Below are 20203 nucleotides of genomic sequence, written 5' to 3' on the forward strand. Positions count from 1 at the left end.
CCTTCTCAGGTCGTCGTGCTCAGTTGAGGCCGTTGAGCTTCGCGATGCGGCGCTCGTACATGCGGATGACATCCTCGCGGGCGGCGTGCTTGCGCTCGTACTCGCGCAGCAGCTTCACCTGGTCGACGGTCAGGCCGCGCAGGCGCGCCCGCAGCTGCGGCAGCGTGGCGCTGTCGTAGTCCGGGACGGGCAGATCCTCCGCGATGTGCGCGGCCTCGGCGGGCGCGGCGGGCTTGGACTCGGGCTTCGGCTCGAACGCCGCGTCGTCCTTGGCCTTCGCGTCGTCCTTGGCCTTCGCGTCGTCCTTGGCCTTCGCGTCGTCCTTGGCCTTCGCCTCGTCCTTCGCCTTGGGCTCGGGCTTCGCCTTCGGCGCGGCCTTGGGCTTGTCAGCGGGCTTCTCGGCCGGCTTGGGCCTGGCGGGCTCGGCGGCCTTCGGGCTCGGCGCGGGCTCGGCCTGCGGCGCGGGCTCCGGCTTCGGCTCGGCCGGCGTCGGCTTCGGCGCGGGCTTGGCGAAGGGACCGGCCTTCTCCGCGGGATCGGTCTTGCCGGCGGTGCCGGTCTTGTCCGCGGGGACGCCCGGCTCGGCCCGGTGCTTGCCCGGCGCCGCGGGCTTCGGCGGCTTCGGCGGAGGCCCCGGGCGGGTGTGCTTGGGCGTGTGCCTCGCCCCGGCCCCGGGCTTGCCGATCGTGATCTCCTCGCCGGCCTTCCGCGCGGCCGCCGTCCCCGGCCCGGCCCGACGGGCCGGCTCAGGCTCGGGCTCCTCGCCGCGGACGCGCTCCGCCACCCGGCCGACGACCTTCTCGGCGGTGGTCTGGACGTCGTCGCGCAGCCGCCCGAGCACCGGCTTCACGCCGCCGCCCTCGGTGATCTCCTTGTAGTCCCGGGTCACCCGGTCACCGAGCAGCAGCGCCCGGCCGACGCCGAACATGGCCAGCCGGACGGCGTGCAGCGGGAGGTCGCGGACCTGTTCGCCCACCGAGTCCTGGACCTGCTGCTTGAGGCGGCGCGGCGATCTCGTCATCGTCTTTCCTCTTCCTTGCCGTCCTGATCACCGGATCGGGTCATGCGGCTTCGTCTCTTCGAACCTCACTCTGCCCCATGGTGCGAGTGCGGTCACCTCGGGTTAATGGAATTCTGTCCAAAAGCGGCGTGCGGTGGGTCACACGGGTGCACGGCCCCCGCGCGGTCACTCGTACGATAGGGGCATGACCGCCAACAGCCAGCGCCGTGTCCTGCTCGCCAAACCGCGTGGTTACTGCGCGGGCGTCGACCGCGCCGTGGAGACGGTCGAGATCGCCCTGGAGAAGTACGGGGCCCCGATCTACGTCCGCAAGCAGATCGTCCACAACGTCCACGTCGTCAAGACGCTGGAGGAACGCGGTGCGATCTTCGTGGACGAGACCGAGGAGGTCCCCGAAGGCGCGATCGTCGTCTTCTCCGCGCACGGCGTCGCGCCGTCCGTGCACGAAGAGGCCAAGGGCCTCGACCTGCGCACCATCGACGCGACCTGCCCGCTGGTCACCAAGGTCCACAAGGAGGCCGTGCGGTTCGCCGCCGACGACTACGACATCCTGCTGATCGGCCACGAGGGCCACGAGGAGGTCATCGGCACCACCGGCGAGGCCCCCGACCACATCCACCTCGTGGACGGCCCCGACGACGTCGCCAACGTCACCGTCCGCGACCCCGAGAAGGTGGCGTGGCTGTCCCAGACCACGCTGTCGGTGGACGAGACCATCGCCACCGTCGAGAAGCTCCGTGAGCGGTTCCCCAAGCTGATGGACCCGCCGTCCGACGACATCTGCTACGCCACGCAGAACCGGCAGGTCGCGGTGAAGGACATGGCCGCGCAGTCCCAGCTCGTCATCGTGGTCGGCTCCACGAACTCGTCCAACTCCGTCCGCCTGGTCGAGGTGGCCAAGGAGCACGGCGCCGACGACGCCCATCTCGTCGACTACGCCGAGCAGATCGACCCGGCCTGGCTGGAGGGCGTCACCACGGTCGGCGTCACCAGCGGCGCGTCCGTCCCGGACGAACTGGTCCAGGGCGTCCTGGCCTGGCTGGCGGAGCGGGGCTTCGGCGAGGCGGAGGAGATCGAGTCCGTCCGGGAGCACATGCGCTTCTCGCTCCCGAAGGAACTCCGCAAGGACCTCCGGATCACCCCGGTCTAAACGCTCGGTCCGCATCTGACCGGGTCAGTCCACATCGCCGTGGTGGAGGCGGCGCTCCTGCGTCGTGGTGGGCGACTCGTCCCACCGGACCGGGTTCTCGTTCTCCTCCTTCTCGAAGAGACGGACCCCGGCGAGCTTGTCCCGCAGTTCCCTGACGTTGGTCATCAGCCCGCGGGCCAGGCAGATCCCCACGACCAGCAGCGTGCCGAAGAACAGCCACGGCGCCGTCGACGCGAGCGTGGTGAGCAGGCCGACGGTGACGCCGCGCACCAGCGACCCGTTGCCGAGCGTGGTGGCGAACTCGACCGCGAACGCGGCCGCGAAGAACACCAGCGGCGGGCTGACGACGAGGGTGAGCAGGTCGGCCGGGCGGGTCGCGAACGCGGCGAGCGCGCAGCCGATCGCGAAGCCGGCGCCGGCGAGCAGCGGCACGCCGACCCAGCGCGACAGCAGCCCGCACACCACCGCGGTGCCGAACATGACGACGATGCCGCCGCGTCCGGTGAGGGTGATCGGGCCCGCCGGCGAGGCGGCCGCGTGCGATCGCGGGGCGTGCGATCGCGGGGAGAGCGCACCGCGCCGACGTCGCACTGGACCCCCAGAGGCCGGCGACGCCCCGCTCGGCGCGTCGCGTACCGACGATGAACTCATGGCCACCTCTTTCGCCGATCTCGCCGATCTCGCCGATCTCGCCGATCGAACCGGTCAATCTGCTCGGGGATGGCCCGTCCGCCGAAACCTACCGGTTCCACGGCCGAGTCAGGCTGAGCCTTCTCCTCATCGGGGTTGCGGTCGTCCTGCAGGGGGACGGGACGTTCGTCCAGATCGGTCTCGAAGGGTTCGTCGTGTCCGGTCAGTTCGGCCGCGGAGAGCGAGCGGGGGCCTTCTTCGACCGGGCGGGGACCGTCCAGGTCGTCGTCGACCACGCCCAGATCGTTCAGCTTGCGCGCACTGACCAGCACGCGTGTCTCCAGCGAGCCGACCGTCCGGTTGTAGGACTTGATCGCGCCGGTCAGGGCGCGGCCCAGTTCGTCGACGTGCTGGCCCATCGTGCCCAGCCGCTCGTATAGCTCCCTGCCCAGATCGAAGACCGCGCGGGCGTTGCGGGAGAGGGCGGCCTGCTGCCACGCGTACGACGCCGTCCGGAGCATCGTGATGAGGGTCGTCGGCGTGGCGATGTGCACCCGGCGGCGCATCGCGTACTCCAGCAGGCCGGGGTCGCGGTCCAGGGCGGGCGCCAGGAACGCCTCGCCGGGGATGAACAGCACGACGAACTCCGGCGCGGGGCTGAACGCCTGCCAGTACGACTTCGTCGCCAGGCGGTCGACGTGGTCGCGCAGATGGCGGGCGTGCGCGTCCAGCCGTACGGGATCGCCGCTCTCCGCGGCCTGCAGGTACGCGGCCAGCGAGACCTTGGAGTCGACCACGATGTTCTTGCCGCCGGCCAGCCGCACCACCATGTCGGGACGGACGGTGCCGTCGACTGTGAAGGAACTGGCCTGCTCGTCGAAGTCGCAGTGGTGCGCCATCCCGGCCAGCTCCACGACGCGGCGGAGCTGGAGCTCCCCCCACCGCCCTCGCGCCTCGGGCCGCTGCAGCGCACGGACGAGCGACTGCGTCTCGCGGCGCAGCTGGTCGGAGCTCTGCCGGACGAAGTCGACCTGCTTGGCCAGCATCGCGTGCGACTCCCGGCGGCCCGTCTCGACCTCCCGGAGCTGCTCCTCCACCTTGGCGAGCGTCTCCTTGAGCGGCGCGACCAGGTGCTCGACGGCCTGCTGCCGCCGCTGCAGCTCGCCCGCCGCCTCGACCCCCGCCGCCTTGAGCCGGGCGTCCGCCAGTTCGAGGAAACGCTGGTTGCTGGCGTCCAGCGCCTTCGCGGACAGGCTCTCGAAGTGCTCGGCCATCCGCTCCTCGGCGTAGGCGAGCTTCTCCTCGGCCGCCCTCGCCCGCGCGATCAGCGCGCCCTGCCGGCCCGTCGCGAGTGCGTACCCGGCGACGGCGCCGAACACGGCTCCGACGAGGAGGCCGGCGAACAGCGCGAGGTCCATCCGTTCATCGTGACAGCGCGGCGCCGAACCGCGACCGCGACGCGCCGGGACGCCCCACGGCACCGGACATTCGGCGCAGCGTTCACCAGTCCGTGGCCCGCCGGACGATCCGGGCAGCCCGAGGGGTCCCCGGACGGCCATAAACTTGGCGGCCGTGAGCCTCTCCATCGGAATCGTCGGGCTGCCCAACGTCGGCAAGTCCACCCTGTTCAACGCGCTGACCAAGAACGATGCACTCGCCGCGAACTACCCGTTCGCGACGATCGAGCCCAATGTCGGCGTGGTCGGGGTGCCCGACCCGCGGCTGGCCGTGCTGGCGGAGATCTTCGGCTCGCAGAAGATCATCCCCGCGACGATGGAGTTCGTCGACATCGCCGGCATCGTCAAGGGCGCGTCCGAGGGACAGGGCCTCGGCAACAAGTTCCTCGCCAACATCCGGGAGACCAACGCGATCTGCCAGGTCATCCGGGCGTTCGAGGACGCCGACGTCACCCATGTGGACGGCGAGGTGGCCCCGTCCCGCGACATCGAGACGATCAACACCGAGCTGATCCTGGCCGACCTCCAGACGATCGAGAAGGCGCTGCCGCGTCTCGACAAGGAGGCCCGCACCAAGAAGGACAAGGACAAGCTCGCCGTCGTCGACGCCGTGAACGCCGCGCAGAAGCTCCTGGACGACGGCGTCACGCTCTTCGCGGGCGCCGAGAAGGCCGGGATCGACCTGGCGCTCCTGCGTGAACTGCACCTGCTCACCGCCAAGCCGTTCCTCTACGTCTTCAACCTCGACGAGGGCGAGCTGACCGACGAGGCGATGCGCGCGCGGCTGCGCGACCTCGTCGCCCCCGCCGAGGCGATCTTCCTGGACGCCAAGATCGAGGCCGAGCTGATCGAACTGCCCGACGACGAGGCGCTCGAACTGCTCCAGGGCATGGGCCAGGAGGAGTCGGGGCTGTCGCAGCTCGTCCGGATCGGGTTCGCGACCCTCGGCCTGCAGACGTACCTGACGGCGGGCCCCAAGGAGGCGCGGGCCTGGACGATCCGCAAGGGCGCCACCGCCCCGGAGGCCGCCGGCGTCATCCACACCGACTTCCAGCGCGGCTTCATCAAGGCCGAGGTCGTCTCGTTCGGCGACCTCACCGCCGCGGGCTCCATGGCGGCGGCCCGCACGGCCGGCAAGGTCCGCATGGAGGGCAAGGAGTACGTCATGCAGGACGGCGACGTCGTGGAGTTCCGCTTCAACGTCTGATCGCACCGCGAGGCCGCGGCGTCGTGGCGTCCGGCCCGGCCGGCTCCATGGAGCCGCCGCCGATGTCGGCCAGCAGCATCGGGCCCGTGCCGGGATTCTGAACAGGGCCGTGACCTGTGTGATTTTGGCAACAGCGGGTGTCGGTGGTGATGAAGTGGCCACTGAGCTGGGCGTTCTGTCAGTAGATGTCCCGAATCCGACACTGTGCCGGATTCTTTCGGGAACAAATTGCGGTCGCCGCCGCCACCCGGTAACCAACTGACTCCCGGCTCGTGCCGCTTGTCCGGAACCTGGACCTGCGCACTGTTCGGAGCCTTGGATAGGGGATCGTCACCGTTTGGCAATCCTCCCCGTTCCTGCTGAGGTGGATTGCATTATCCACAACCGCGCGCCGGGGCTGTGCTTCCCTGGGATGCGCTGGAACAATTGACGCTCGTGGTTACGCTGGGCCCGAGGTGGGTTCAGAAAAGGCCACCGGCAACATGACCGGACACATGACCGCGCCGACCGGGGGCGAGGCGCGAGCGGAGGCAGGATGGCTCGCAGGTCGGCCGTGCGACGCGGCCGTGACACCGCCGTAGTCGAGGAGACGGCGGCGCCCGGGAGGGCGCTCTCGTCGGCCGTCGACCCGTGGGACCTGCCTTCGGGCGATCAGCGCCGCGACCGCTCGGGCGGCGGGCGCGGAGGCGGCCGCTGGGGCGGCTCCGGCGGGCGCTGGTGGGTGTGGGCCGGACGCGCCGTGCTCTGGGCGCTGATCATCGTCATCCTCGTCAACGGCGTCCGCGCCCCGTTCGAGCGCTACACCGCCGAAGAGACCTCCGGGGGCACCACGCCCGGCGCCAAGCCCCCGAAGGGCGCGGCGTTCCCCAGCAGCGCCGCCGGCGCGTTCGCGATCCAGTTCGCCAACGTCTATCTCAACTACGACCAGAAGAACGCCCCCGCCCGCGAGACCCAATTGCGGACCTTCCTGCCCGACGGCGCCGACCCCCAATTCGGCTGGAACGGCGTCGGCAAGATGCAGGTGCAGTCCGTCCAGGTGGCCGGAGTGGACGCCCGCGACGCCAACAACGCGACCGTGACGCTGCTCGCCCGCACGTCCGACAAGTGGCTGCGCCTCGCCGTTCCCGTGTACGCGGACAAGAGCGGCTCCCTGGTCGTGTCCGCCCGTCCCGCGCTGCTTCCCCCGCCCACCAAGGCGCAGCTTCCCCAGGGTGACGTCGGGAACCGCGACGCCGCGCTCGAAAGCGAGCTCCAGCCCTTCCTCGGCACCTTCTTCCAGGAGTACGCGACCGGAAACCAGGAGGCCCTGTCGCGCTTCTCCGACGGGGCGACCATCGCCGGTCTGGCCAACTCCGTGACCTTCGTGCAGGTCAAGGAGGTCGTCGCGCCGAAGGGATCCTCGGGCGAGCGCACCGTCACCGCGACCGTCGTATGGCAGCCGGCCGCGGGCGGCGGTGGCGAACTGGAGCAGACCTACCAGCTCGCCATGGTGAAGAAGGGCAACAAGTGGCTCGTCCGCGACATCCGCGGCACCACCCGACCGAACGCATCATGAAAGGCCTCGGTTTGAACGAATCGACCCCCAGCGAATCCGCCGACCAAGGAAGGTAGCCATCGATGCTGCAACACATCTTGGCGTCTATTCCTTACGAACTCCTTGCGGCGCCCGGAGACGAACTCAAGACCGATCAGCTCGCCGACTGGCTGCGGCAGATATTCGGTCCGCTTTTCCTGGTGATCGTCTCCATTGTGGCGATCTTCTTCCTGTTCACCCGTGAAATCACGCGTTTCGTCCAATTCATCGTGCTGGCGATCGGAATCGGAGTGGTCTTCTACGTGCCCAACATCATCGAGACCACGGCCAAGGCGATAGCCACGGCCCTCGGCGTGGACGTCTCCTGACCCCGGACCGAGGTCGGCGGACGGACCCGTGCTCGCGCAGTTAGGGGAGTAGGGGCTTGGATCTACCCACGTACACGAACATCTGGCGCATCGAGAAGCGGCTGTACAAGCTGTACGACCTGCGGCTGCCCATGCCGCTGCCGCTCGTCCAGATCGGCGTGTTCCTTGGCGTGTTCGTGCCCTGGATCCTGCTGCTCAGGCTGTTCGGGATCCCCTTCGAATCCCCCTGGCACGTCCTGTACATCGTCCCGCCGGGCGTGCTGACCTGGCTCGCCACCCGTCCCGTCATCGAGGGCAAGAGGCTCACCGAACTGCTGCTCTCCCAGGGCCGCTACCTCGCCGAGCCCCGCACCTGGTGCCGCCTCACCCCGATCCGGGAACCCCGCGAGGTCGTCATCGTCGCCCGCGTCTGGCGCCGCGCCGAGGCCCCCGCCCCCGTCGCCGCCGCGGAACGTGCCGCGATCAAGTCCCGCCGCAGACGCAGGGCCGCCGCCCGGCCGGCCGCCGCCCAGCCGGCCGCGATGCCGACCCCGGCCATGCTCGCGCGCCCGACCACCGCCACCGCACCGCCCTCCCTGGTCGAGTACGCCGCCCACCACGACGTCCCCGTCCCCGCCGCCGAGGCCGCGCCCGCACCGCCCAAGCCCTGGCGCCGCACCACCCGCGACATCTCCCACGAGGACGACGTCCAGCCGGCCCCCGCGGAACTGGAACACCCCCCGGCGACCCCGCAACTGGAGGCCCCGCCGTCCGGCAAGCGCGCCCTGGCCTCCGGGGTCCGCCGCCCCGGCGCCCCCGCCGAGTTCTGGCAGGCCACGCCGCCGCCCACTCGTCCCGACATCCCCCAGCAGCCCCGGGCCGACGTCCGCAGGGCCGCCGAAGAGATCGCGAACGGCACCTCCGCACCCCCCGCTTCAGGCGAGCACCAGACCGCCCACCCGACCAGCCGGACACCCACGGGAGAACCGCCGCGCCAGACGCCGCCCCCCACCCCCGGCGAGGGCTCGCGCGTCCGGGTCCCCGGTGGTGAAGCCCCGCCGAGCGGCACCCCGCAGCCGTTCCAGTCCCCGCCGCCGCCCCCCGGTGAGGAGCCAGGTGCCCGCCCGACCGGGCGAGCGTCCGGTGTGGAGCCGCCGGTGAGCGGCACCGGCCAGCCGCGTCAGTCCCCGCCGCCGGCCCCCGGTGAGGAGCCGGGTGCCAGGTCAGCCGGGCGAACGTCCGGTGCGGAGCCGTTGGCGAGCGGCACCGGCCAGTCGCGTCAGTCTTCGCCGACTGCGCCCGGTGAGGAGCCGGGTGCCCGGGTCGCCGGGAGTGCGTCCGGTGGTGAAGCTCCGGTGAGCGACACTGGGCAGCCGCGCCGGTCCCAGCCGCCTGCGCCCGGTGAGGAGCCGGGTGCCCGGGTCGCCGGGAGTGCGTTCGGTGCGGGGCCGTCGGTTGGTGGGCAGTCGCGTCAGGTTCCGCCGCCTGCGCTCGGTGAGGAGCCGGGTGTTCGGTCCGGGGCGGAGGCGTCGGTGGGCGGTGCCGGGCAGACGGGGCAAGTCCCACCATCGGTCCCCGGTGAGGAGACGGGCGTTCGGGTGGCCGGGCGTTCCGGTGGCGATGTGCCGGTGAGTGGTGCTGGGCAGCCGGGTCCCGGGGGCGGTGAGCGGGAGGCCGCGGACGGGGCGGCCGGGCATGAGCGTCGTGAGCCGGTCTGGTCCGAGGGGGAGAGGCGGCGGGACGTCCGGCGGGAGTCGGGGGTGCCCGCGGCCGAGCCGCGGCGGTCCGGTGGAGAGGCCGGTGACAAGAAGGTCGCCGGAGAGAAGAAGTCCGCCTCGCGGCGGGAACCGGAGCGGGCCGTTCCGCCCGCCGCCGCTCAGGCGCCGTCCGACGACGCCGGTGTGCGGGAGACGCGGCGGGATCTGCCGCGGCCCTGGGCGCCGCCGCAGCGGGGGGCCGGGCGGCCGCCCGCGGCGCGGCCCGAGGTTCCGGGGCCGACGAGGCCGGACATTCCCATGGTGCCGGGGGCCTTCGGGGCGCGGCCGAGCGAGGCGGCCGGGCCGCCGCCGGCGGCCGGCGCTCCGCGGATGGAGGCGCCGCGGCCGTGGTCGGAGGGGCTGTCCAAGCCGCGCCCCGCGCCGGCCGACGGTCCCCCGTGGCCCGGCGCCCCCGAGGCCGTGCCGGAGGCGGGGCCCGCGCAGGTCGAGCCGCCTCCGGTGGAGGAGCAGGCGCCGCCGCGTGAGGTGCGGTCGCAGCCGGCGTCGCCGGTGCGGCCGCGGCCGTTGCCGCCACCGCCGGCGCCGCCGCCGTCCGGGCCGGCGATCACGCCGCCGGATCCCGAGCACGAGGTCAGCGGCGGCGGGCTGCGGCGGCTGTTCCACGCGGTCGGCGGCGGGCACGGCGACGTCGACGCCGAGTACCAGCAGCGGCTGCAGCAGCCGTTCCACGGGACGCGGCACGTCGTCGTGCTCGGGTGCACCGGCGGGGCGGGGCAGACGGTGACCGCGCTGATGCTCGGGCACACGTTCGCGCAGCACAACGGGGAGCCGGTCGTCGCCATCGACGTGAACCCCGGGCCGGGCGCGCTGGCGCGGCGGACGCGCAGCGACACCAACGAGACGCTCACCGGGCTCATCACGCGCGCCGACCAGGTCGGCAGCCTGACCGCGATGCGCCGGTACACCTCGCAGGCCAAGTCGGGCCTCGACGTGATCGCGGCGGGCAAGAACCCGCTGCAGGCGCTCGACGACCGCGACTACGCGCTGGCCATCCGCACGATCGACAAGTTCTACTCGGTGACGCTGCTGGACGCGGCGGCCGCGGTGGTCGCGCGCGTCCTGCCGTACGCCGACCAGATCGTGCTCGTCGCGCCGGCCAGCGCCGACGCGCCGCGTGCCGTCGCGATGACGTTCGAGTGGCTCGACGGCCACGGGTACGAGGAGTTGCGGTCCCGCGCGGTGACGGTCATCAACGGGGTGAGCCGCCGCAGCATGGACGACGTCGAGCAGGCCGAGGCCGTCGCGCGGGGGCGTTGCCGGGCGCTGGTGCGCATTCCATGGGACGATCATCTGAGCATGGACCGCGCGCCGCGCAACGAGCTGAAGTCGTTGCGGACGCCGACGCGGCGTGCCTATCTTGCGCTCGCCGGCGTGGTCGCCGGTGGTTTCACCGTCATGCCCGAGCGTTACCAGGAGCTTCAGCAGGAGCAGGAGGCCACCCGATGAGCGCCCCTCGCGGGCATCGAGCGGAGACCGGGACGGGCCGGGCGCGGCTGGCGGGCGCGCCTGACCTGGATGACCGCCCGGACGGGAAAGACTCTCTCCGGCAACCCTGCGCGGTCGCCGGCGCGCCGGGACAATGGACCGCGGTGGGGGTGAGGGCGTGAGCAAGTCCAGCAGGCTGGCCGTGCGGTACTTCGACGACCGCGTGCTGTTCACCGACACCGCCGCCTGGGCGTACTTCCGGCTGCCCACGGTGTCGTACGAGTTCACCACGGGGGAGGAGCGCGAGGCGCTCGCCACCAACATCACCATCGCGCTCGCCGGCATCCGCATGCAGGACGCCGAGGTGCACCTGCGAATCGCGCACCGGACGTATCCGGCGGCGGACTGGGCGCTGGCGCTGGACCGCACGTCCGACGCCGGGCCCGGGTGGCGGGAGTACCTGGAGGAGACCTACGCGCACGTGTGGGCCAAGGACTTCTGGACCAAAGAGGTCTACCTCGGGGTCCGGCTCGGGCCGCGCGGCATGGGCGCGCAGCTGTCCGGCGGCGTGCTGTCGCAGTTCCTCGGCTTCTACAAGCGCAGCGAGAACGTTCTGGGCGTCCACGACGACGCGATCGACAAGAAGGAGATCGCGCGCTGGACGGACCAGGCCGAGCGGGTCGGGCGCGCACTCGGCGGATCGGCCCTGTACGCGAGGCACGCCACCTCCAACGAAGTGGCGTGGCTGTTCCAGCACGCGGTGTCGGGTTCGCTGGCGGATCCGCCGCCGTCCGCCGTGTCGCGCCGGACGTGGGGCAAAGGCGAGATCGAGTCGCTCGTCGAGGGCGCCATTCACAACGGGCGCTCCTACCTGAGGGTGGAGCAGCCGAACTTCACGGGTGCGGGCGGTGGCGCGACGGCCGCGTCGTACGTCGCGTACCTGTCGTTCGCGCGGTTCCCGGACCTGATGCCGTTCCCGGACGGCGAACCGTGGCTCCACTACGCCGACGCCCTCCCGTTCCCCGTGGAGATCAGCGCGCGGATGAAGCTGATCCCGCCGGCGAAGGCGTCCAAGGACGTCTCGCGAAAGCTGGCGCACGCCCGCGACATGGACCAGCACATCCGGGAGGCGGGCGCGGAGGCGCCGATCGCGCTGGCGGAGCAGATCGACGCGGCGCGGATGCTGGAGCACGGCATCACCAAGGAGCGGCTGCCGTTCGTGTACGGGTGGCACCGGCTGATCGTGTCCGCGCCGACCGAGGACCTGCTCGCCCAGCGGGTGGACGCGGTCGTGGAGCACTACCGCGACATCGGCATCGACGTGGTCAACTCGACCGGCGACCAGTTCTCGCTGTTCCTGGAGTCGCTGCCCGGCGACCAGATCAGGCTGAACGCCTACGCGCAGCGCCAGCCGCTGCGGACGATCGCGGGCGGCATGCCGATCGCGACGGTCGACCTGGGCGACCGCCCGGACGAGCACGACGAGGGCTGGATCGGCCCGTACATCGGTGAGACGCTCGGCCGCGCCCGCGCCATCGTGCACTTCGACCCGCTCGTCGCCGCGGCGCGGAACCGTCCGACCGCCGTGGCGATCACCGGTGAGCCCGGCGGCGGCAAGACCACCCTCGCGCTGCTGCTGATCTACCAGATGGCGCTGCGCGGCGTGACGATCGCGGCGATCGACCCGAAGGGCGACGCGGAGTCGCTGGTGGAGCTGCTGAAGTCGCGGGGCCGCCAGGCGCGGATCCTGCCGCTCGGCTCCGCGGCGCCCGGCCTGCTCGACCCGTTCTCGTTCGGCGACGACCTCGCGACGAAGAAGATGATGGCGACCGAGACGCTGCGGCTGCTGCTGCCGAGGATGTCGGAGGAGCGCGAATCCGCGATGATCCAGGCGGTCAGCGCGGTCGCGAACGCGGAACGGCCGTCGCTCGGACGCGTCGTCGACCATCTCGAGGCGACCGAGGACCCCGCGTCCAAGAACCTCGGCGCGGTGCTCCGGTCGATGTCGGAGATGCATCTGGCGCGGCTGTGCTTCGACCCGTCCGGCGGCGAGCGCATCGACACCGCCGGCTGGACGACGGTGTTCACGCTGGGCGGCCTGACCCTCCCGGACGTCGCGATCTCGCGGGAGGACTACTCCTACGAGCAGCGGCTGTCGGTCGCGCTGATGTACCTGGTGTCGCAGTTCGCGCGGCGGCTCATGCACGGGCTCGACCGGCGGCTGCCCAAGGCGATCTTCCTGGACGAGGCATGGGCCATCACCGCGACGCCCGAGGGCGCCAAGCTGGTGCCCGAGGTGTCGCGGATGGGCCGGTCCCGCAACACCGCGTTGATCCTCGTCTCCCAGAACGCGGGCGACCTGCTGAACGAGCAGGTGACCAACTGCCTGTCGTCGGTGTTCTCCTTCCGTTCCACCGAACGCGTCGAGGTAAGCAACGTCATGTCGCTCCTCGGCGTGGAGGCGTCCGACGAGCACAAGGCCGTGCTGCGCAACCTCGGCAACGGCGAGTGCGTCTTCCGTGACCTCGACGGCCGAGCGGGACGCATCGGCGTCGACCTGATCTCCGAGGAACTGCAGCGTTGGCTGGACACCAACCCGACCCGGTCCCATCCGGGCTCACCCGAACTCACCGCCGCGGGGGCCGAGGTCGAGGAGGTCAGTCGATGAGGGGTCCCCGCGACCGGATGGCGCGCCTGCAGCGCTCACCCGGCGAAGGGCTCGACCGCGCGGTCCTCGACCGCCGGACCCGGCGCCGCCGCAGGCGCCCGCGCACCCGCCGCTCGGTGATGCTGCTGACCTTCATGGCGCTGTTCATGCTGGGGCCGCTGTCGCCCGCGTCGGCGGCGATCCCGGACCCGTGGACTCCGAACGACCTGTGCAGCCCGGCGGACAACCCGGCGCCGGAGCGGTACGCCTCGGGAACGGACGGCATGATCAAGCCGCCGGACTACCCGAGCGAGAAGCTGAAGAACACGCCGGTCGAGAATCTGACCTACTACGACCGGTACGGCATGGCCGGGCAGTCCTGGTACGCGGTCGACATGGGCTGCTCGGACGCGATGGCGATGACGGGCAACGCCATCGCCAACACCGTGTTCACGCTCGTCCGGGCGGTCGACCGGACCACGATCAGCGTCTACCAGGCGGCCGCGTCGCCGTCCCTGCTCGACTGGCTGAAGGACACCGTCGACGGCGTCATCAGCGACATGGGCGAGACGTTCAACGCGCGCTACTGGTCCTGGGTGGTCATCCTCGGTGCGATGTGGCTGGCCTGGTGGGGCCTGGTCCGCAAGCGGGCGAGCAAGGTCACCGAGGGCGTGATCTGGATGGTCGTCGCGATGGTGGCGCTGGTCTGGCTGATCGCGCGGCCTTCGGACTTCACCACGCTCGGAACGCAGACGTCGGAGGCGACGAGCGCCGCGTTCAACGCCGCGTTGCCGCAGAGCAACACCGAGGGCGGGATATGCATCCCGAGACCCGACGGCAAACCGGATCCGGCGGCGTCGGAGAACCTGGACGAGACATCCCGCAACGCGAACAGACTGTGGGTGGCCCTGGTCTGCAAGCCGTGGCTGCAGGGCGAGTTCGGCACCACCGATCCCAACGCGAAGATCGTCAAGGAGAACGCCGACAAGCTGCTCTGGTCGCAGGCGGTCGACCTGCCGGAGACGTACGGCCCCAACAACCAGGCCGACCTCGGGAAGAAGGCCGACGCCTACAAGGACGTGACCAAGAACATCAAGGAGGAGCATCCCGACACCTACGCGCTCTTCCAGGGCAAGAACTGGGAGAACCGGCTGGCGGTCGCGTTCGGCGCACTGTTCGCGGCGCTCATCGCGGGCATCCTCATCATGGTCATCGCCATCGCGCTGATCGTGGTGAAGATCGCGTTCCTGCTGCTCCTGGTGGCGGGGCCCATCTTCCTCGGGATCGGGATCCATCCCGGCATCGGACGGGTGATCGCCATCCGATGGCTGGAGTTGCTGCTGTCCATGCTGCTGAAACAGGCGGCGCTGATCGGCGTGCTGTCGCTGCTGCTGTGGGCGTACGGGCTGATCCTCGGTGAGGCACTGCCGTGGGGGCTGCAGATCCTGCTCATCGCGCTGGTGACGTTCGCGGCGTTCGTCTACCGAAGGCCGTTCCAGCATCTGTTCTCCGCGGTGGGCTACGGCGCCGTGGGGGCGCGTGAGAAGAGCGAGGCACAGCTCAACAGGTCCGTCACCGAGGCGCGCCGGAGCACGATGGCGGTCGCCACCGCGGCACCGGGCGCGGCCGGTGCGGGTTTCGCCCGCTGGGCCAGGCGCGAGGCGACCTCCGAGGCCGTCGCCCCGGCCGCACAGGGCGATGTGACTCCCGGAACGGCGGTGGCGGCCGACCGGCGGGCCGCCGGCGAGGGCGAGGGCCCGTCGCCGGAGGACGCGCCGGTGCTCGCGGCCAAGCCGCGCGGCGCGGGTGCCGCGGCGGCGCAGGCGGGACGTTCCCGGCGGGGTGCTCCTCCGCTGAACCTGCCGTCCCGCGCGGGTGCCCTCGGCGACCAGCCCTCCGACGGCGGCGCCGCCGGTGGTGCGGCGGCGGGCGCGGCACGTCCGGGCGGTGTCGCGGGCGGCGTGGCCGGCGCCAGAGCGGGCGGCGGCGGACGGAAGTCCCCCGGTGCGGGCTCCGGCACGGGGACCGCCCGCCCGGCCTCCTGGACGGGACGCGGCGGAACCGGCGGCGGCATCACCGGCGGAGGCGGAGGCGGGTCAGGCGGCAACGGCCCCTCGGGCGGCTCGGGTGGCTCGGGCGGTTCCGGTGGAAGGTCCGGCGGGTCCGGCGGGTCCGGCGGAGGCAACGGCTCCGGCAACGGTGGCGGCTCTGGCAATGGTGGCGGTGGGGGCGGCGGCTGGTTCGGCGGCAGCGGGCGTTCGTCCGGTCCCGCCGACCGCGGCCGCGGCCGCTCGGGCGGCGCTTCGGGCGGCGGCTCCGGTGGTTCCGGCGGTGGTTCCGGTGGTTCCGGCGGCGGGTCGGGCGACCGCGGATCGAACGTCCCCAGGCCGCGGGGCGGCGCGGGCGGCGCCCCTTCGGGATCCCGGCCGCAGGGCGAACGGCCGCAGGCTCCACCGCTGTGGGGCAGGCGCGGTGAGCAGGAGGGTCCGCCGCTGCCGTTCTGGCTGCGTCCACCGGACCGACCGTCCGGTGACCGAGACGACGAGTGAATCTCACCCACCAGGCCCCCCGAGAATGAAGAAGACTCAGCGATGAACCTGAACGACCGCCGGCGCAGGCTTCTCTTCGCAGGGCTCGTGGTCGTACTCGCCGCCGTCGGCGTCTACCTGACGGTCGCCGGGCCCGGAGGCGAGGCGGACGATCCGGGCCCGGGGCCTGCCGCCACGGGCGCCCCGACCACCCCGGCGTCATCGCCGCCGGGGATCGAGGGCGCCGTCAACCCGGGCGATTTCGACATCTACCGGCTGCTGCCGTTCTCCCAGACGGAGTTCGCCACCGCGGCGGACCTGGCGCGCCGTTTCGTCGCCGCGTACGGGACGTACCGTTTCGACGAGACGCCCCAGACCTACACGGGACGGCTGTCGGGCCTGGTCACCGGCGAGCTCCGGGCACAACTCGAACGGGACGCGGCGACGCCCGGGCTGCTGGAGGAACGGCGCCGGGACCAGATCGTCGCGGAGGGTTCGGCGACCCTCGACCGGGTGCGCAACATCGAGGACAACTCGATCGTCTTCGTGGTGACGGGCCGGCAGCAGATCACCGAGGGCGACACCGGGAGCAGCGACAGCAAGCAGTACGCGGTGACCGTGGCGAGGGAAGGCGGCTCGCTGAGGGTGTACGCCTTCCAGCCTGCGGACGTGGGGCAGGCGGGTGACACGGGATGACCGTCCGCAGCATGCTGATCGTCGGGGCGCTCGGCGTCGCTGCGATGATGTTCGCAGGGCTGATCTTCGTTCCGCTCCTGTTCGGCGGGGGGCGGTTCATGTTCGGCCACGGCTCCAACTGCGTGGACGTATCGGAGGCCGGGGCCCAGCCCGAGGCGGCCGACGACGCGCAGGCCATCCCCTCGAACTACCTCGGCATCTACAGGGACGCGGGCAAGAAGTACGGCATCCCCTGGAACCTGCTGGCCGCCGTCGGCAAGGTCGAGACCGACCACGGCAGGTCGAACCTTCCCGGTGTCGCCAGTGGCGAGAACTATGCGGGCGCCGGCGGGCCCATGCAGTTCCTCGCCGCGACGTTCAAGTCGTTCGGGGTGGACGGGAACAAGGACGGCCGCAAGGACCGCTACGACCCGGAGGACGCGATCCCCTCCGCCGCCAACTACCTCAAGCACTCGGGTGCCCCGGACCGGATGCGGTCCGCGCTCTTCGCCTACAACCACTCGTGGGACTACGTGAACCTCGTCCTGGAGTGGGCCGAGCGATATGTCGGCGGCGACTTCGAGGTCGTCCAGGCGACCGGCGTCAACTGTGAGGACAACGAGCTGCCCGCGGACGTCGGCGACATCGTCAAGCGGATCATCTCCTTCGCGATGGCGCAGCGCGGCAAGCCGTACGTGTTCGGCGCCAACGGCCCCGACGCGTGGGACTGCTCCAGCCTCCTCCAGGCCGCCTACCGGACGGTCGGCCTCGACATCCCGCGCACGACCTTCCAGCAGTGGCCGTTCGGCGTGAAGATCGACAAGGGCGACGAGCAGCCCGGCGACCTGGTGTTCTTCAACTCCGGCCCGGGGACGTCGTCGAACAATCCCGGCCATGTCGGAATGGTGATCGACGACAACAAGATGATCGTGGCGAGCTGCTCGACATGCGTCCCGGCGATCGGCGTGAAGCCCTACAAGCGCTCCGACTGGGTGGGCGTGACCCGGCCCCTCGCCCGGCCCGACTTCAAGAGGAAGGTCAGCGAGCTGGCCGGGGCGCGGCCGGGCGGCTGAACGGGTGGCAGGGCGCTGAGCCACCGGCTCCCTCCGGCCGCCATCACCGGAACCGGCGCCTGCCGATGACGAGCACGATGTCCCGCAGTGCGTCGGCCGCCTCCCGGACGTCTTCGGGCGGCACCCCCGCCAGGATCTCCTCGTGGGCGACGCGCGACGCCTCCATCGCACGCTCGGTGACGCGCAGCCCCTCCCCGGTGAGCTGGACGAAGCGGCTCCGGGCGTCTCCCGCGTTGGCCTCCCGCTCGACGTATCCGGCCCTCTGGAGCCGCTGCAGGACGTTGCTCGTCCCGCCCGAGGTGAGGAACGCCGACCGGGTGAGCTCGCTCGGACGCTGCCGGTACGGCTCGCCCGCGCGGCGCAGGACGGTCAGCACCTCGAACTCGGCGTAGGTGAGTCCGAGTCCGGTGAGTTCGGCGCGCATGGCCTGCTGGACCAGCATGGTGATCCGCCCGGCGCGCTTGCTGACCTCCAGCATCGCGATCAGCGGTTCGGGCAGGCCGTCCCGCCGCCACGTCTGCGCCACTCCGTCGATGTCGTCGCGTGGCCCGCCGTCGTCTGCCTGCACGACCCGAGAATACTCGCTCCGCACATTGCTTTTTAGAAAGCTTCTCTCTAACCTTTACGCATGACTTCATTGCTTCTGCGAAACGGCCTGGTCATCGACACCGTGCCCGCACCGGCCGTGCTCGGACACGCCGATGTGCTCATCGAGGACGACCGGATCACCGCGGTGGGCCCCGAACGGCAGGCTCCCCCCGGTACCGAGGTGATCGACGCGACGGGTCACATCGTCGTCCCGGGTTTCGTCGACACCCACCGGCACACCTGGCAGGCGGGCATCCGCGCGATCCTCCCCGACAGCACCCTCCCCGCCTACGTGGACCGCGTCATCCGCGACCTCGCGCCCCGGTACCGTCCCGACGACGTGTACACCGGAACCCTCGCCGGTGCCCTGGAGTGCCTCGACTCCGGCGTCACCACCCTGGTCGACTGGTCGCACATCCAGCTCGGCCCCGGCCACACGGACGCCGCCGTCGCCGCCTTGCGCGCGTCGGGCGTCCGGGCCGTGTTCGCCTACTGCTACGGCGCCGACGACGACCTCGGCGCACTCGCCGCCGAGACGACTCGCGTCCGCCGCGAGTACTTCGACACGCCCGGCGGGACGGTCACGATGAGCATGGCCGCGGCCGGCCCCGAGATCGCCGGTGAGGAGCGCGCGCTCCTCGAATGGAGGCTGGCCCGCGACCTCGCCCTGCCCGTCACCACGCACATGGGCGGCTACGGCGCCGAGAGCGCCGCGCGCGGTCTGGCGTTCCTCGACGCCAACGGGCTGATGGAGCACCCGACGATGTACGTGCACGCCAACTTCTACACCGGCGAAACCTTCGAACGGATCGCCGCCCACGGCGGGACGGTCTCCGTCGCCCCCGGCATCGAGGCCGCCCTGGACATCGGCCCGCCGCCCACCGGCCGGGCCCGTGCGGCGGGCGTCCCGACCGGGCTCGGCGCCGACACCGTCGTCAGCGGCCCGGGGGACATGTTCTCCGTGATGCGGGCCGCCTACTTCCTGGAGCGCGGACGCCCGGACGGCGCCGGCCTCCGGTTCACCGCCGCCGACGCGCTGCGGATGGCCACAATCGAGGGTGCCGAGGCCGCCGGCCTCGCGGACGTCACGGGCTCCCTGACCCCGGGCAAGAAGGCGGACGTCCTCGTCCTGCGCACCGACACGCTGGGTGTCGCGGCGGCCCACGACCCCATCGCGGCCGTGGTCCTCGCCGCCGACACCCGCAACGTCGACACCGTCCTCGTCGGCGGCCGCGCGGTCAAGCGCGGGGGAGCCCTGCAGGGCCACGACGTCCCGTCCCTGCTGACCTCGCTCACGGCCTCGGCCGGACGCCTGACCGCCGCCTGACGCGAATAATGCGGCGGGGAACCGCCGGTACGCGTGGCATGCTGATCGGCGTGGAGCCCGAGATAACCATCCGAGTCGCCGACGAGCTGCTGATGTTCCTGCCCGCCGCGCGGCGGGAGACCGTGAACCGGCTGGCCTACGACGGGACCTCGACGCTGGGCCACCTCGTGGAGTCGCTCGGCGTCCCGCTGCCCGAGGCCGGCCCGATGACCGTCGACGGTGACCCGGCCGGTCCCGGCACCCGCCCGGACCCCGGCGCCGACGTACGCGTGGAGGCGGTGCCGCGCCCGCAGCCCGTCCCGCTGGATCCCGGCCAGGTCGCCCCCCGCTTCCTCCTGGACGTGCACCTGGGCACGCTGGCCCGGCGGATGCGCCTCCTCGGCCTCGACACCGCCTACCACAACGACATGGACGACCCGGCGCTCGTCGTCCAGGCCAACGACGAACACCGCGTCCTGCTCACCCAGGACCGCGGGCTCCTCCGCCGCCGCGCGCTGTGGTTCGGCGCGTACGTCCGCGGCTCCCGCCCGGACGACCAGCTCCGCGACCTCCTGGACCGGTTCGCTCCCGTGCTCCGCCCGTGGACGCGCTGCACCGCGTGCAACGGTGAACTCGTCCCGGTCGACAAGCAGGAGATCGAGGGCGACCTGGAGGCGGGCACCCGCCGCAGCTACGACGTCTACGGCCGCTGCGCGGACTGTGGTCAGCTCTACTGGCGCGGCGCGCACGGCGGCCACCTGGAGGAGATCGTCCGGGCCGCGACACGCCAGGTCGAGACCGGACGGGCCGGAAGCGCCGTCTGACAGCAGGGAAGAG

Annotated in this window: 15 protein-coding genes; 11 read left to right on the forward strand and 4 right to left on the reverse strand. The window is 71.9% G+C overall.

The window, feature by feature from the left end:
- Positions 1–19: 19 nt before the first annotated feature.
- Positions 20–1021: a hypothetical protein gene (locus AB0C35_RS28215; RefSeq protein WP_358461924.1), complete on the reverse strand. Its 1002-nt coding sequence runs from the start codon at positions 1019–1021 to the stop codon at positions 20–22.
- 184 nt (positions 1022–1205) lie between these two features.
- Here AB0C35_RS28215 and AB0C35_RS28220 point away from each other — a divergent pair, with 184 nt between their 5' ends.
- Positions 1206–2171, forward strand: a complete 966-nt coding sequence (locus AB0C35_RS28220) for a 4-hydroxy-3-methylbut-2-enyl diphosphate reductase (protein WP_358461927.1) — start codon at positions 1206–1208, stop codon at positions 2169–2171.
- A gap of 24 nt (positions 2172–2195) precedes the next feature.
- On the opposite strand, the gene AB0C35_RS28225 is transcribed toward AB0C35_RS28220, so the two are convergent.
- Positions 2196–2762 (reverse strand): DUF6542 domain-containing protein, encoded by a 567-nt coding sequence (locus tag AB0C35_RS28225; RefSeq protein ID WP_358461930.1) that lies wholly within the window; start codon positions 2760–2762, stop codon positions 2196–2198.
- A 56-nt stretch (positions 2763–2818) separates the two neighbouring features.
- Positions 2819–4219 carry a DNA recombination protein RmuC gene (gene rmuC / locus AB0C35_RS28230; protein ID WP_358461933.1) on the reverse strand — a complete coding sequence of 467 codons (1401 nt, stop codon included), beginning with the start codon at positions 4217–4219 and terminating at the stop codon, positions 2819–2821.
- Positions 4220–4373: 154 nt separating this feature from the next.
- Here rmuC and ychF point away from each other — a divergent pair, with 154 nt between their 5' ends.
- The 8 genes from ychF (at position 4374) to AB0C35_RS28270 (ending at position 17472) form a co-directional block, all read left to right on the forward strand.
- A complete protein-coding gene (gene ychF / locus AB0C35_RS28235; RefSeq protein WP_358461936.1) occupies positions 4374–5465 on the forward strand; it encodes a redox-regulated ATPase YchF in 1092 nt (363 codons plus the stop codon).
- 535 nt (positions 5466–6000) lie between these two features.
- On the forward strand, positions 6001–7020 hold the full coding sequence (locus tag AB0C35_RS28240; protein WP_358461939.1) for a conjugal transfer protein: 1020 nt from the start codon (positions 6001–6003) through the stop codon (positions 7018–7020).
- A gap of 62 nt (positions 7021–7082) precedes the next feature.
- A complete protein-coding gene (locus AB0C35_RS28245) occupies positions 7083–7367 on the forward strand; it encodes a hypothetical protein (protein ID WP_358461942.1) in 285 nt (94 codons plus the stop codon).
- A 56-nt stretch (positions 7368–7423) separates the two neighbouring features.
- On the forward strand, positions 7424–10570 hold the full coding sequence (locus tag AB0C35_RS28250) for a TcpE family conjugal transfer membrane protein (protein ID WP_358461945.1): 3147 nt from the start codon (positions 7424–7426) through the stop codon (positions 10568–10570).
- A 157-nt stretch (positions 10571–10727) separates the two neighbouring features.
- Entirely contained in the window at positions 10728–13217 is a 2490-nt protein-coding gene (locus AB0C35_RS28255) for an ATP-binding protein (protein WP_358461948.1), read from the forward strand.
- A complete protein-coding gene (locus tag AB0C35_RS28260) occupies positions 13214–15745 on the forward strand; it encodes a type IV secretion system protein (protein WP_358461951.1) in 2532 nt (843 codons plus the stop codon). The genes AB0C35_RS28255 and AB0C35_RS28260 overlap by 4 nt, the downstream gene beginning before the upstream one ends.
- Before the next feature lie 42 nt (positions 15746–15787).
- Complete coding sequence (locus tag AB0C35_RS28265; protein ID WP_358461954.1) at positions 15788–16420, forward strand: hypothetical protein; 633 nt, start codon at positions 15788–15790, stop codon at positions 16418–16420.
- Positions 16417–17472, forward strand: coding sequence for an NlpC/P60 family protein (locus AB0C35_RS28270; protein ID WP_358461957.1), 1056 nt, complete (start codon positions 16417–16419; stop codon positions 17470–17472). The genes AB0C35_RS28265 and AB0C35_RS28270 overlap by 4 nt, the downstream gene beginning before the upstream one ends.
- Positions 17473–17515: 43 nt before the next feature.
- Here the strand turns inward: AB0C35_RS28270 and AB0C35_RS28275 are convergent, their stop codons facing one another.
- On the reverse strand, positions 17516–18040 hold the full coding sequence (locus AB0C35_RS28275; protein WP_358461960.1) for a MarR family winged helix-turn-helix transcriptional regulator: 525 nt from the start codon (positions 18038–18040) through the stop codon (positions 17516–17518).
- A 60-nt stretch (positions 18041–18100) separates the two neighbouring features.
- Here AB0C35_RS28275 and AB0C35_RS28280 point away from each other — a divergent pair, with 60 nt between their 5' ends.
- Positions 18101–19387, forward strand: coding sequence for an amidohydrolase family protein (locus AB0C35_RS28280; RefSeq protein WP_358461963.1), 1287 nt, complete (start codon positions 18101–18103; stop codon positions 19385–19387).
- A 92-nt stretch (positions 19388–19479) separates the two neighbouring features.
- Positions 19480–20190: a Mut7-C RNAse domain-containing protein gene (locus tag AB0C35_RS28285; protein WP_358462134.1), complete on the forward strand. Its 711-nt coding sequence runs from the start codon at positions 19480–19482 to the stop codon at positions 20188–20190.
- Positions 20191–20203 lie beyond the last annotated feature (13 nt).

It is taken from the genome of Spirillospora sp. NPDC048819 (assembly GCF_040650055.1).
Classification (GTDB): domain Bacteria; phylum Actinomycetota; class Actinomycetes; order Streptosporangiales; family Streptosporangiaceae; genus Spirillospora.